The following is a 13,334-nucleotide window of genomic DNA, read 5'->3' as shown; positions in this document are numbered from 1 at the left end:
CGGTGTCCGTCTTATTCGGCGGCGGTCGAAACCGCCTGAGCGCGGCGCATCTGGGCGATCTGGCCCATGCGTGCGGCGGCAAAGCTGTCCTCATGGCCGCCGCGCAGGGCGGTGCGGGCCAGAATCAGCCGTTCGGTGTCATCGATGCGGCCCGCGCGCAGGCCTGCCTCGATCGTGAGGCGTTCAAAGACGTCGCGCTGTGCGTGGCTTCCGCCCATGGCCTGAAAATGCGGTTGCGCGGCATGCAACTGGGCGAAGGCCGTGGCGTAATCCGCCTCGCCAAAGCATTCCAGCCCGTGCGACAGGGCCAGACCGGGGCTTTGCATGACACGGCCGATGTCGTCATCAATCTGCGCGCTTTGCGCCATGCGGGCGGTCAGGCGACCCGCGGCGCCGCTGTCGGTGTCCCCCATGAGCGCCAGCATATAGTGCATGTCGGCAAAGGTCAGACAGCCATCGTCGCTGCGTTTGGCGGCCAGCGTCGCCAGTTCCACCCAGCGGTCCCCCACATCGACGCCCTCAAGTTCGAGCCGGACAAGCAGCGAGGACGCGTTGGAGAAGTCGCGGTAGTCGTCGGTTTTCTCATCCCGGATCTTGGTGTCGTACAGATCCAGAACAGTGGCAATGTCGCCTTGGTCAAGGTGCAGCAGCGCCTTGTGCCACCAGACATGGAACCGGAAGTTGTTGCAGTGCGACCACGCGTCGGGGAAGCCGTCGATCAGCGCGATCCCCTGTTCGGTCATATGGGTCATGTCATAGACATGGGCGACCGCGTGCAGCCCCCATGCGTCGTCGCGGGCAAAGTCCAGACCGCGCCGTCCGGTCTGCTCCGCCTCGTCATAGCGGCCCACTTCCTCGAGCGCGAAGGCCCGGCAGCCCAAGGCGTAGCCATACAGAGGGTGGCTGTGATCATGGGCGCCAATGACACGGTCGACGGAGCGCAACATGCCGTGGTTGTCGCCCAGCATGAACCGGATGCCATGGGACAGTTTCATGCTGATGGTGTCGGCGGGGTTGAGGCGCATCGCCTCTTCCATGCGGGCAATCGACTGCGAGGGTGCGCCCGCCAGCCAATCCTGCAACGCCTGACACCACAGGCGTTCGCGTGCGGTGGCCCCGCCCAAGGACAGGGCGCGGGTGGCTGCGTCACTTGCGGCCTGTGCCGCGTCAAACAGTTCGCGGCGGCCCAGCATCAGACAGGCCAGCCCCTTCATCGCGTGGCCCATGGCAAAATCAGGGGCCTGTGTGGTCAGCGCGGCAAGATGGTCGCCGGTGGCCTGCCCGTGCGACAACACCCCGTGGATGACTCCGTTCCAGTGATGCAACGCCTTGTCGTCATCCAGACTGATGTCGCTGGTGCTTATGTCGGTTCGCATTGAAACGCCTTCCATCGTTGACCTGTCTGCAACGTGGATAGCGCGACCTATCTAAAACATCGTTTCACCTGCCCGTGACCTCCCGAAACGTGATCGGTCAATGAATTTACCGTGAGGATGACGGTCCGCGGGCTTGATCCAACAGGCGTTTCAGGTCGTCGGTGTCTGCGCCGAAACGCGGCGGCGCTTTGGCGTATCTCACCGGTGTTCGAGACATTTTCAGCGGATTTCCCAGTAAATCGACGTGTCCGGCGCTGGTATCTGCCTGAATTTGCACCACAGCGCCGCGCGCTTGGGCCTGATCGGAGTGCAACGCCTCGTCGATGCGGTGGATCGGGCCGGAGGGCACGCCGTGGTCGCGCAGCTTTTGTAACAAATCGGCGCTGCCCATTTCGGCAAGTGTTACAGAAATGAGACCGGTCAACTGTTCGCGGTGCTCGATGCGCAACGGATTTGTTGCAAAGCGCGGGTCGGCTGCCAGATCGGGCCGGTCGATTCCCTTGCAAAACGCCTGAAACTGTCCGTCATTTCCGACCGCCAGAATGATGTGGCCGTCCTGCGTGGCAAAGACATCATAGGGCACGATGTTGGGATGACCGTTGCCACGGCGCTGCGGTGGCGTGCCGGAGACCAGCGTATTTGTCCCCTCGTTCACCAGCCAAGCCATCTGGCTGTCCACCAGCGCGAGGTCGATCTGTTGCCCGTCGCCGGTGGCCTCGGCGTGGCGGAGCGCGGCCAGAATGCCGATGGTCGCATACATCCCGCACATGACATCCGCGATGCCCACGCCGACTTTCATCGGGGGGCCATCCGGCGCGCCGGTGATCGACATGATACCGCCAAAGCCCTGCGCCATCAGATCATAGCCCGGGCGGTCCCGGTTCGGACCGGTTTGGCCAAAGCCTGATATGGAACAATAGACCAGCGCGGGATTGATCTGGCGCAGGCTGTCGTAATCCAGCCCGTATTTCATCAGCCCGCCGGGTTTGTAGTTTTCGACAACGATCTGCGCCTGCGCCGCGATCTGGCGGACCAATGCCTGCCCCTCTGGCGTGGAAAGGTCGGCGGCGACGGAGAACTTGTTGCGGTTGGCCGCAAGGAAATAGGCGCTCAGATCGCTTTGCCCGTCGGGCGTGTCCACGTAAGGCGGCCCCCATCGTCGGGTGTCATCGCCGCCGGTTTTGGGGTTTTCGATCTTGATCACCGTGGCGCCAAGATCGCCCAGCATCTGTGTTGCGGTCGGTCCGGCAAGGATCCGCGACAGATCCAGCACCAGAACCCCGTCCAGCGCGCCGGGCGTGTCAGAAGCTTCCGTCATAGGCCTGCCTGTCGATGTGAACCGCAATCACCGTAAAGGTTTCCGCGCTCATGGCATCGGTCAATGCCTGACGCAGCCCGTCCGCATCGCGCACCGACACGCCGTTGCCCCCGAAGGCGCGGCCAAGCGCGGCCATATCCGTGCCCTGGAAATCGACGCCCACGTTTTTCATCTGGCGTCCGCGCTGTTTCAGTTCGATCAGCGCCAGCGAGGCGTCGACGAAGACCACGAAAATCGGGGCGAGCCCCTGTTCGGCGGCGGTGGCCAGCTCTCCGACCACCATCAGGAACCCGGCATCCCCGCTGAAGGAGACAACCGTGCGGTCGCGGTCCGCCAGCTTGGCGCCGATGGCCAGCGGGACGGCGCAGCCCATGGTGCAAAACCCCGAGGATTGCGTCAGCGCGCGCGGAAAGCGACATTCCCACATTTGCGACAACAAGATCCGGTGTGCGCCACTGTCGGCGGTGATCAGCGTGTCCTTGGGCAGCATATCCCCGCAAATGGCGATGGCCTGCGACGGTCCCCATGTGTCGGAGGGGGCAAAGGCCTGTTGCATCGCGGTCTTGGCCTCGGCCGCGGCGGGGATGTCCCAGCCGGTAAGCGGTGCCTCGGGCAACAGCGCGGCCACACTGTGCACCGGATCGCCGACAATGTTGTAGGTGGCGTGGTGCATGTAATGGTCATTGGGCACGGCGGTCACGTCGATGACCGTCTGGCGCGCGGGGTCCCACGGGTTGGTCCACCCCTGCCGCATCTCGATCGGATCGTAGCCGATGCACAGGACCACATCCGCCTGCGCGATCAGCGGCAGCAGGATCTGGTCCGCTTTGGGCGACAGACCGGCGCCGCCCAAGGAAAGCGGGTGGTTTTCCGGCAGCAGCCCCTTGGCCTTGTAGGTGGTGATGACGGGGGCCTGCAGCGTTTCGGCGGCGCGGGTGACAATCTTGGCCCCCTCATCGGACAGAACATCCAGACCGGCGACAATCAGCGGGCGTTTGGCCCCTGCCAGACTGTGTCGGATGGCGTCCACGGCAGGACCGGCAGGCGCGGTGGGCAGGGCGGGCGGGCGCAACGTACCGCCCCCGTCGGCCGGCGCGTCGGCCACGGAAATCGGCACGTCGATATGCACAGGACCGGGCCGCCCTTGCGTGGCGAGGCCAAGCGCCTTGTCGATGATCACATGCGCGGCCCCTGCGGTTAGGGTAAAGCTGCCCTTGGTGATCGGGCGGAACACCTGCGGCTGGTCCAGCACCTGATGGGTGTAGACCTGCGCCGTATCCGCATCGACGCAGCCGGTCAGCACGATCATCGGCACACGGTCCTGACGGGCGTTTTCCACCACGTTGATCCCGTTCAGCGCCCCCGGCCCCACGGTGGCCAACAAGATGCCCGGCGCGCCGGTGCGGTGATACGTGGCCTCTGCCATGAAACCGGCGGCGTTCTCGTGGCGGCACAGGATGAATTCGATCCCCGCCTTGTCCAAAGCATCCAGAAGGGTCAGCACCTCGCCGCCCGGCATGCCAAAGGCATAGCGGCATCCCTGTTCATACAGCCGTTTGGCGATAACGTCCGCTGCGCGCATGGTTCATCCTATTGTTGTTTGCGCAACTGGTGCATGATCGCCCCCTGCCGAACAAGCCCACCCCACGCAAACGTCATCCACAGGTGAACGGCTACCGCCCGAGAGGTTTCCGTTTGATTGAGCGCGCCGGAATTCGCTCTGCTTAGTCGGTAAAGTTTTACCGATAGCGGGCAGCGGGTCACGATCCGTACACGGCAGGATTGTAAAACGCTGGTGAGAGAATTTTTTCGGGATCGCGCGACGGAAATTCCGCGTTGACCCGTGGTAAAGGTACTTTGCAATAAAAGGTCGCGCCATGCCTCACCGTCTGATCCCTGCTTGCCTCTTGGTCCTGCCCATAGCGGCGCAGGCCGAAACCTTTTCCGCTGATGTCTGGGCCGACAACTGGTTCGAGATGCATATTGATGGCGAGGTCGTGGCAACCGACAGCGTGCCCATCACCACGGAGCGGTCGTTCAACAAGGAAAGCTTTACCTTCGAGGCAGAGCGCCCCTTTACCATCGGGCTGATCGCCAAGGATTTCAAAGAGAACGACACAGGGCTGGAATACATCGGCACGCGCCGCCAGCAGATGGGCGACGGCGGTGTGATCCTGCAGATCCGCGATGGGGACGGCGCGATTGCGGCGGTCAGCGACGCCGCGTGGCAGTGCAAGGTGATCCATACCGCGCCGCTGGATAAGTCATGCGAGGATGTGGCCGATCCGGTCGCCGGTGAAGGGGCCTGTGGCTTTGCCGCCGAAGACGCGCCCGAGGGATGGGATCTTGCAGAGTTCGACGCCAGCGACTGGCCTGCGGCAAGCGTCTTCTCCGCCGCCGAGGTCGACCCGAAATTCGGCTACACCGAGGTCGACTGGACCCCCGAGGCACAGTTCATCTGGGGGCCGGATCTGGAACAAAGCAACACGGTGCTGTGCCGTTTGACCGTTAACTAATCCTAACAAGGGAACCTAATATGTTTACCAAGACACTTTCCATCACTGCAGTCGCGGCGTCCCTGTGCGCCGGTGCTGCTTTTGCTGACACGGTCGAGGTCTACGCCACAGACAAGCTGGACAATATCCAGAACGGCTACTGCATCGATATCTCTGGCGGCCAAGGCGCGCAGGCCGATCCGGCGGCGGGTCTGCAAGGGCACACCTGCTACAGCCCCAAGGGCGAGATCTTTGTCGATCAGGGATTTGATTCCGACCAATTCGCGGATGGCGTGTTCTATATGCCCGAGTTTGACGTCTGTATGCAGCCTGTCGACCTTGCCGCCGGGGCGGAACTGGAGCTGGTCGATTGTGACGGATCTGACGCGCAGCAGTTTGTTTTTGACGGCGAAGGCGTGATTTCGCCCGCCGCTGACGAGACGCTGTGCCTGACCTTGGGCGAGGACACGCGCTTTGGCCGCAGTCAGGAAAACCAGATCAAGGAGCTGACCCTTGCGGCCTGTTCCGACGATGCGGCTGCGTCGCAGACCTGGGCCTATCGCACCGCTGACTAAACCGCAGTGATCTGCGTCCCGCCGGATGTGGCGGGGCGCAGATATGGCGCGGTTTACAGCGCCCAGCCCCCGTCAATGCAATGCGCCTGCCCCGTGGTGTAGGTGGCCGCCGCTAGGTAGACCGCAAGGTCAGCGATCTCTGACGCCTCGGCGATCCGGCCAAGCGGTTGGCGCGCGATGAAATCCGCCCGTGCCGTGTCGTAATCGCCGGTTGCCGCCAGACGGTCGTCGAGCGAGGGCGATTGCACCGTGCCGGGGCAGATTGCATTGCAGCGGATGCCACTGGCCACGTAATCGGCGGCGATGGATTTCGTCAGCCCCAGCACAGCGGCCTTGGTTGTGGAATAGACGCAGCGGTTCGGCACGCCTTTGACCGACGAGGCGACCGAGGACATGTTGATGATCGCGCCCGATCCGCGGTCCACCATGCCCGGCAGCACGGCCTGCACCATGCGGATCATGGATTTCACATTCAGATCAAAGGCGAAATCCAGCTCGTCTTCGGTGCAGTCCAGCACGGTGCCGCCGTGAACGAACCCCGCGCAGTTGAACAACACATCAACCGGCCCCGCCTGTGCGCAGACCTGCGCCACAGAGGCCGCATTCAGCACGTCCAGTCGGGCGGTGTCACAGCCGGTCAGCGTGGCCAGCCCGCTTTCGTTGAGATCGGTCGCCAACACGCTGGCACCGGCGCGGACAAAGGCCTCGGCGCTGGCGCGGCCAATGCCCTGCGCGGCGGCGGTCACCAGCACGCGCTGGCCTGTCAGATCAAAACTCATGGTCTCTCCTGTCTTTGGGCATCACATCACCGCCCCGATTTGCCATGGCACAAATTCCACCGCGCCAAAGCCCTGCGCCTCGCTTTTGGTTTGCGCGCCAGAGGCCGTGCGCAGCATCAGGTCAAAGATCTCCTGCCCTTTGTCCTGCAGGGTGACGCCCTCCAGAATATCGCCGCAGTTCACATCCATATCGGTCTGCATCCGCCGCCACAGATCGGGGTTGGAGGCGATTTTGATCGAGGGCACCGGCTGATAGCCCGACACGCTGCCCCGTCCGGTGGTAAAGGCGATCAGATTGGCCCCCGATGCGGTCTGTCCCGTGACCGAACAGGGATCGTAGCCGGGGCTGTCCATGAACACGAAACCGGGCCTGTCGATGGGTTCGGCGAATTTATACACCCCTGCCAGCGGCGCGCTGCCGCCCTTGGCCACGGCCCCCAGCGATTTCTCAAGGATCGTGGTCAGCCCGCCGCGTTTGTTGCCCGGCGAGGGGTTGTTGTCCATCTCGCCAAAGTTGCGGGCGGTGTAATCCTCCCACCAGTCGATCAGATCAATCAGCTTATGGCCGGTCGCGGCATCGACCGCGCGGCGCGTCAGCAGGTGTTCCGCACCATAGATCTCTGACGTCTCGGACAGGATCGAGGTGCCGCCATGCCGCACCAGAAGGTCCGACGCGACCCCGAGCGCGGGATTGGCGGTGATGCCGGAATAGCCGTCCGAGCCGCCGCATTGCATCCCCAGAACAAGCGCGCTGGCCGGAGCGGGGGCGCGGGTGGCCTTGTTCGCCTCGGCAGCAAGCTCGCGCAGCAGGCCCAGCCCGCGATCCACGGTGGCGGCGGTGCCCCCTTCGGTCTGGATGGTCATATAGCGAAAGCGCGCGCTGTCCTTTAACGCTTTGCGGTCGATCAGGTCGGGGATCTGCATCACCTCGCAGCCCAAGCCCACCATCAGGATCGCGCCGAAATTCGCACTGTGCCCGTAACCGGCCAGCGTCCGGAACAGGGTGTCGTACCCCTCGCCCTTGCCCGACATGCCGCAGCCGGAGCCATGCACAATCGGCACGATGCCGTCCACATTCGGAAAGACGTCCAACAGGTTCGCCCGCTCTGCCGCCTGCGCGATGAAACGCGCCACGGAGCCTGCGCAATTCACCGAAGTTAGAATGCCCAGATAGTTGCGTGTGCCCACACGGCCTGACGGGCGGTGGAAGCCCTGGAATTGCGCGGGGGGATCGATCGGTGGCAGAGCCTGCGCAGCGGCACCAAAGTCATAGTCCTGCTTATGCGCGCCCATACCAAGGTTATGCACGTGCACATGCGCGCCCGCCCGAATGGCTTCGGTCGTTGTGCCGATGATCTGGCCGTATTTGACGATAACGGCCCCCGCGTCTGTATCACGCAGCGCAAGTTTATGGCCTGCGGGGATCACATCACGGGTGGTGACACCCTGCGGCAATGCGGTCCCTGCGGGAATGGCGCGCAGGGCGACCAGCACATTGTCCGCTGCATGCAGGCAGAGCGCAAAGGGGCTTTCAGTCATATCAGTATCTTTCACGGCGTCACCAGCACCTTGACCAGATGGCTGCGGTCTGTGGCGATGGCGGCAAAACGGGCGGGCAGATCGGCCAGCGGCATGACGTCGGACAGCAGGGCATCCGTCGGGATCTGGCCTGCGCGCATGGCCGTCATCACGTGGTCGAAATCCGCGCGCAGGGCGTTGCGGCTGCCGATGATCTGGCTTTCGCGTTTGTGGAATTCCGTGTCGGCAAAGGTGATGTGATCCTTGACCACGCTGACCAGAACGCTGACGCCGCCATGCGCCACGAGGGCAAAGCCCGCCTCGATCGCCTTGGCGTTGCCGGTGGCATCGAACACCACGTCAAAGCCGAACAGCCGCGACACGGTGGCCAGCCGGTCGGGGCTGAGATCCATCATATGCACTTCTGCCCCGGCGATCCGTGCAAACAGCGCGGTGCCGATGCCGATGGGGCGCGCGCGTTGTTCCAGACCAAAGCGGCCCGGCTCAAGGCAGACACCGCAGGTCATCGTATCCGTGGGGGTGTCTTTCATTGGGCCGCCTCCAGATTGCGGGCGGACCAGTCGGCGGGCAGCTCGCCCTTGACGATCAGGCTGAGAACGTCGTCCTTGGTCACCTCGTCAATGTGATGCGCCCCTACCAGCGTGCCCTTGTTCATCACCACCACGCGGTCGCAGAGTTCAAACACATCATGCATGTCGTGGCTGACCAGCAGAATGCCGATGCCCTCGGCCTGAAGCTGGCGAATCAGATCGGCCACCATCGCGGTCTCCGACGGCCCAAGCGCCGCTGTCGGTTCGTCCATGATCAGGATGCGGGTGTCGAAATAGATGGCCCGCGCAATGGCGTTGACCCCCATCTCTCCCCTCACGAAAGAGCCCTGCACGGCGGTGGCTTCCATCAGCCCGTCGCGCACAAACTGCTGCAAATCCTCGTTGCCATCAAAGCCGAGGGCGACCAGATCTCCGGCCTTGCCCGCCTGCATGATGGCGCGCCCCATGCCCGCGGCGGTGGGTTCATTGGCCCCGAAGATGCCGACCAGATCGGGGTTGGAGGCAAGAATATCCGTCGTCTGGTTCAGCGCCAAAGCCATCTGGCTTTGTGAATAATAGGGACCAACAATTTCCAGATCGGAATGCGCCGCGAGATAGCCCGGGAAACAGCCCACACGCCCGATTTCAGACCCGACGCCCGCCACATAGGACATAACGGCAACCTTGCCGGTGGTGCCTGTCTCGTCAATCATGCGCTTGGCGACTTCCTCGCCGGCGCCACAGTTGTCGGTGGACAGAAACGCCTGAAAGGTGCCTTCCGCCGTCTCGGTCAGGGCGCTGTCGGTGGCGGGGCCGTCAAAGCTGAAGCTGTGTTCCGATTGCGCGGCAATCGCGGCTTCTGCGCCTTTGTTCACGTTCTGCCAGAAGTTCGAGCCGGTGGTTTTCACGATGACCGCGATTTCGCCCGCCTGGGCCAGCTCCGCTGTCATGGCCAGCGCGGACGCCAGCATACCTAGTATCAAGCCACGCATCTCATTCTCCTCCACTGAGATTGGGGTTGATCGTGTTTGGACGGGGGTGCGCCCCTGCCTCCTCTGCAGGTGGGCATCCGTCTGTGACCGTCAGCGCCTGTTGCGCATCTGGTCGATCCAGACCGCGCCGATCCCCAACAGCCCGATCACAGAGGTCTGCAACAGCACCGTCAGCCCGTTGTTGACCGAAAAGAACGCAGGGCTGGCAAAGGCAAAGCCCGCAATCAGCAAAAGCAGCGTCATCAAGGCGCTCAGCCGGTGCAGCTTGGCTGCGCCGGGCATCAGGCCGATCAGGGGCGCACCCCCTTGGGCGGTTTTGATGGCTTGAGACATGACGCTCCCCCTTGGACCGGAATTTAATTATTTAGTACATAAACGGTTCAGCTTGATTCCTGTCAAATGTTTTTTATAATAATGAACAAGAACATTGGCCCACAGGCCGCAATCGACAGGATCTGCCATGGCGCGCACGGACACACGCTTCAGAGAGGCCTATAACGATATCCTCACCTTTTGTGAGGCTCTGGGCATCGACGCCTCCATCCCGTCGGAAACGCGGCTTGCGGAAAAGGTGGGCGTCAGCCGCACGGTGATCCGGCGCTGTCTGGCGCAGATGCAGGACAACGGGCTGATTTCATGGGAGGGGCGGGACAAACACCTGTTGCGCCATCCGGTGAAGGCCGATCGCATGTCCCTGCCCGAAGCGGCGCAGGACCGGCGCGATCTGGAACAGAGGTTTCTGGACTGGGTGCTGCGGTTCGATGTGCCCGCAAACACCCCGCTGTCGGTGGCGGAACTGTCGCGCACCTTTGACGTGCCCCAGCATGATTTTAAGGAATTCCTCGCCGGTCTCAGCCGTTTCGGGCTGGTGTCGCGCCGCCCACAAGGGGGCTGGATGCTGCTGGGCTTTACCAAGGATTTTGCGATCGAGCTGTCGGATTTCCGGTCGGTGCTGGAATTAAACGCCATCGCCCATGTGGTCGAGGCCCCGGTGGATCATCCGGTCTGGGCCAAGCTGGCAGAGCTACGGCACGACCATCTGGCCCTGCGTGCGGCAATTGATACGGATTTCCACGCCTTCTCGAAGCTCGACGAGCGGTTCCACCGCGCGCTGAATTCGGTGGTCTCGAACCGGTTTATTGCCGAGTTTCAAAAGGTGATCTCTTTGATTTTCCACTATCATTACATGTGGGATAAGACAGAGGAAAAGGACCGCAACGCCGCCGCCATTGACGAACATCTGGCCATCATTGATGCGCTGGAAGCCCGCGATGCAGAGGCCGCGCGCCAAGCGGCGCAACGCCATTTGCGGACGTCCAAAACCACCTTGCTGTCATCGCTGCGCCATCACGATCTGGGCTGACGGATCACGCAAACAGGGCGTCGAACTGTTCCGCCCCGTGGGTGTATTCGCCGAGGTCATGCACATACAAAATGTCGATACGGTCGCGTCCCAACCGCTGGCAGCTTTGCTCAAAGCTCTCTTCGATCCCGTCGCCGGAATAGTCATAGCGCACACCGTTTTGCGCGGGCGCGACAAAGCCGTCGGCCTCGGCAATCGGCTGTTTTGCGGGCGACAGGACGCGCCCGACCTTGGTGGACACCACCACATCTGGGTGGTCCGCCAGAAAGCTCCCCAGCCGCATCTCGGACAGGCCGCGCCCGTAATGTGGCGCAGTGTCAAAATAGCGCAATCCCGCCGCCCACGCGCTGTGCAGAACGGCCTGCGCCTTGGCATCCGTGGTGGCGCGATACAGATTGCCGATGCTGGCGCAGCCAAAGGCCAGCGGGCTGACGCGCACGCCTGTTGTGCCGATGTCTTGCGGGGTCATTGGATGCCTCCTGTTGCTTCGAGCGCCGCAACACAGGCGGGATCGGCCAGAGACAGATCCGCGTGGGCTTGCAAGAGCCGGTTAGAGCCGAATTGCACAACGCAGGAATTAGACATTGACGGGCCTCCCTTTTCGGTTTGTTATTATTTAGAACAATTCACGACGCAAGGAAAAACCGTGATCATCGACGCGCATCAGCATTTTTGGCGGATCAACCGGGGGGATTACACCTGGATGGATGACAGCGTGGCGCAGATCCGGCGCGATCTGCTGCCCGAGGATCTTGCGCCATTGGCCCGTGCCGCCGGGGTGACGGGTACGGTTGTGGTGCAGGCCGCGCCCACATTGGCAGAGACCCGCTTTTTGCTGGAACTGGCGGATCAGACGCCACTGGTGCGCGGGGTGGTCGGCTGGGTGGACCTTGGCGGCGATGTGCCCGCGCAACTGCAGCAGATCGCCCATCCTCGGCTGAAGGGGGTTCGCCCCATGCTGCAGGACATCGACGACACAGACTGGATCCTGCGCGAGGATGTGTTGCGCGGCTTGCGTGCGGTGGCGAATGCCGGTCTGCGGCTGGATGCATTGATCACGCCGCGGCATCTGGCGGTGATCGAGACGCTGGCCCGCCAGTTGCCGGATCTGTCCATCGTCATCGATCACTGCGCGAAACCGCGTTTTGACGGGAATGACCCAGGCCCGGACTGGCGGCAGGGTATGGCCACACTGGCCCGTCACCCGCAGATCATGTGCAAACTGTCGGGGCTGGCGAATGGTGGGCCGCGATGGAGGAGGTGTTCCACCTCGATTGAAACGAAGGGTTAGCCCTCGGCGCAGTCGTCCAACAGGGCCTGCGTGTCCGGCATGCGTTTCAGCGTGCTTTCGATGCGTGCGCGCCATTTCGGACCGCGTGACAGGGCGTCGCTGTAGGCCTCCCACAGATCGGCGGGGCGGTCGTCGGCCATCTGTTCGATCAGCCACGCCGCCTGCCGCCGGTCCTTATGCGCCTTGTCTGCGTCAGGGCCTTCGCGCCTGCGATCCGCGACGATCAGCTTGTGAATGGCAAAGCGTTCGGGCCGCGGGATCTGCACCAGCACCCCTTCGCGGTAGAGCGCCGCCGCCGGGATCGGGTCCGCAATCAGATAATTCAGGTGGTGCAGCGCGCGGGCTTTGACGCCCAAAGCAGGCAGCGCCTTGATGCCTTCGTCCTCTTCGAACGACGGGGTGAGAAATTCGATCAGCGTGCCCGATTTCGCCTGCTGCCAACGCCAGACGCTGTTGCGGTCCAGCCCGTCGATGGGGTCAAACTTCAGCGCGGAAAACGTGTCGGCCAACGACGGTTCCACCTGATCGCCAAGGGCCAGTGACAGCCGCTCAAACTGTGCAATGTCCACATCACCGGTGGTTTCGGCCCCATCTTGCGGCAGGGTCACGCCCAGCTCCCCCTCCATCAGGCGAAAGGCATGGGTGCCGATCAACGTCCCGCCCAAGCGGAAGGTGCCGACCTTGGCCATGTTGTACAGCAGGCTGCCGGTTTCGCGGTCCATGGGCGTCAACCCTTCGGCGCGCAGCAGGCGCACCAGACGTGCCCGTTCCCGCCTGCGGTCAGGGGCCTGTTCCTGCAAATGCCGCAGCTGGTCGATCCTGTGGCGCGTGTCGTCGGTGTCGGGGCCGATGTACCACCATTTCAGGTCCCGCCCGATGCGTTCGGTGCTGTACCAATGCAGCTTGCCACCGATGGTTTTTGACCGCACAGAGCCGCGCAGCGCCCCCACTCTGTCGTCTTGCAGCAGGCGCAGCAAATCCGAATAGGCCGAGCGCGCGCCGCTTCGCAAATCCGCCATAAGCTGCCCTCTCCCCGCGTTACTAAACAAAAGTTGGTCTTGTATAGCAGCGTGACT

Annotated in this window: 14 protein-coding genes; 4 read left to right on the top strand and 10 right to left on the bottom strand. The window is 63.0% G+C overall.

What is annotated here, in order from left to right; translation table 11 throughout:
* Positions 1–11 precede the first annotated feature (11 nt).
* From ACN5AZ_RS16580 to ACN5AZ_RS16570, 3 genes are all read right to left on the bottom strand, one after another.
* Positions 12–1,376, bottom strand: coding sequence for a tetratricopeptide repeat protein (locus ACN5AZ_RS16580; RefSeq protein WP_419430022.1), 1,365 nt, complete (start codon positions 1,374–1,376; stop codon positions 12–14).
* Positions 1,377–1,482: 106 nt separating this feature from the next.
* Positions 1,483–2,694: a CaiB/BaiF CoA transferase family protein gene (locus tag ACN5AZ_RS16575; RefSeq protein WP_419430021.1), complete on the bottom strand. Its 1,212-nt coding sequence runs from the start codon at positions 2,692–2,694 to the stop codon at positions 1,483–1,485.
* Positions 2,678–4,276: a thiamine pyrophosphate-binding protein gene (locus ACN5AZ_RS16570; RefSeq protein WP_419430020.1), complete on the bottom strand. Its 1,599-nt coding sequence runs from the start codon at positions 4,274–4,276 to the stop codon at positions 2,678–2,680. The genes ACN5AZ_RS16575 and ACN5AZ_RS16570 overlap by 17 nt, the downstream gene beginning before the upstream one ends.
* Before the next feature lie 295 nt (positions 4,277–4,571).
* Here ACN5AZ_RS16570 and ACN5AZ_RS16565 point away from each other — a divergent pair, with 295 nt between their 5' ends.
* Both ACN5AZ_RS16565 and ACN5AZ_RS16560 read left to right on the top strand, forming a co-directional pair.
* A complete protein-coding gene (locus ACN5AZ_RS16565) occupies positions 4,572–5,210 on the top strand; it encodes a PEBP family protein (RefSeq protein ID WP_419430019.1) in 639 nt (212 codons plus the stop codon).
* Between the two features lie 20 nt (positions 5,211–5,230).
* A complete protein-coding gene (locus ACN5AZ_RS16560; protein WP_419430018.1) occupies positions 5,231–5,764 on the top strand; it encodes a ricin-type beta-trefoil lectin domain protein in 534 nt (177 codons plus the stop codon).
* Between the two features lie 53 nt (positions 5,765–5,817).
* On the opposite strand, the gene ACN5AZ_RS16555 is transcribed toward ACN5AZ_RS16560, so the two are convergent.
* The 5 genes from ACN5AZ_RS16555 to ACN5AZ_RS16535 all read right to left on the bottom strand — a co-directional run bounded on the left by ACN5AZ_RS16555 (position 5,818) and on the right by ACN5AZ_RS16535 (position 9,937).
* Entirely contained in the window at positions 5,818–6,543 is a 726-nt protein-coding gene (locus tag ACN5AZ_RS16555; RefSeq protein WP_419430017.1) for an SDR family oxidoreductase, read from the bottom strand.
* Positions 6,544–6,564: 21 nt separating this feature from the next.
* On the bottom strand, positions 6,565–8,082 hold the full coding sequence (locus ACN5AZ_RS16550; RefSeq protein ID WP_419430016.1) for a UxaA family hydrolase: 1,518 nt from the start codon (positions 8,080–8,082) through the stop codon (positions 6,565–6,567).
* A gap of 11 nt (positions 8,083–8,093) precedes the next feature.
* Entirely contained in the window at positions 8,094–8,612 is a 519-nt protein-coding gene (locus ACN5AZ_RS16545; protein WP_419430015.1) for a zinc-binding dehydrogenase, read from the bottom strand.
* On the bottom strand, positions 8,609–9,604 hold the full coding sequence (locus ACN5AZ_RS16540; RefSeq protein ID WP_419430014.1) for a substrate-binding domain-containing protein: 996 nt from the start codon (positions 9,602–9,604) through the stop codon (positions 8,609–8,611). Before ACN5AZ_RS16540 ends, ACN5AZ_RS16545 begins: the two co-directional genes overlap by 4 nt.
* 90 nt (positions 9,605–9,694) lie before the next feature.
* Positions 9,695–9,937 (bottom strand): hypothetical protein, encoded by a 243-nt coding sequence (locus ACN5AZ_RS16535; protein ID WP_419430013.1) that lies wholly within the window; start codon positions 9,935–9,937, stop codon positions 9,695–9,697.
* Positions 9,938–10,064: 127 nt separating this feature from the next.
* Between ACN5AZ_RS16535 and ACN5AZ_RS16530 the strand changes: the two genes are divergently transcribed.
* Positions 10,065–10,967, top strand: a complete 903-nt coding sequence (locus tag ACN5AZ_RS16530) for an FCD domain-containing protein (RefSeq protein ID WP_419430012.1) — start codon at positions 10,065–10,067, stop codon at positions 10,965–10,967.
* A 4-nt stretch (positions 10,968–10,971) separates the two neighbouring features.
* On the opposite strand, the gene ACN5AZ_RS16525 is transcribed toward ACN5AZ_RS16530, so the two are convergent.
* A complete protein-coding gene (locus ACN5AZ_RS16525; protein ID WP_419430011.1) occupies positions 10,972–11,436 on the bottom strand; it encodes an aldo/keto reductase in 465 nt (154 codons plus the stop codon).
* 177 nt (positions 11,437–11,613) lie between these two features.
* Here ACN5AZ_RS16525 and ACN5AZ_RS16520 point away from each other — a divergent pair, with 177 nt between their 5' ends.
* Positions 11,614–12,258, top strand: coding sequence for an amidohydrolase family protein (locus tag ACN5AZ_RS16520; protein WP_419430010.1), 645 nt, complete (start codon positions 11,614–11,616; stop codon positions 12,256–12,258).
* On the opposite strand, the gene ACN5AZ_RS16515 is transcribed toward ACN5AZ_RS16520, so the two are convergent.
* Positions 12,255–13,277 carry a GSU2403 family nucleotidyltransferase fold protein gene (locus tag ACN5AZ_RS16515; protein ID WP_419430009.1) on the bottom strand — a complete coding sequence of 341 codons (1,023 nt, stop codon included), beginning with the start codon at positions 13,275–13,277 and terminating at the stop codon, positions 12,255–12,257. The genes ACN5AZ_RS16520 and ACN5AZ_RS16515 overlap by 4 nt on opposite strands.
* Between the last annotated feature and the right edge of the window lie 57 nt (positions 13,278–13,334).

Source organism: Sagittula sp. SSi028 (assembly GCF_048553715.1).
In the GTDB taxonomy this organism is placed as follows: domain Bacteria; phylum Pseudomonadota; class Alphaproteobacteria; order Rhodobacterales; family Rhodobacteraceae; genus Sagittula.
Note: the sequence above shows the minus strand (reverse complement) of the source record. Positions and strands in the feature narration are given on the sequence as shown.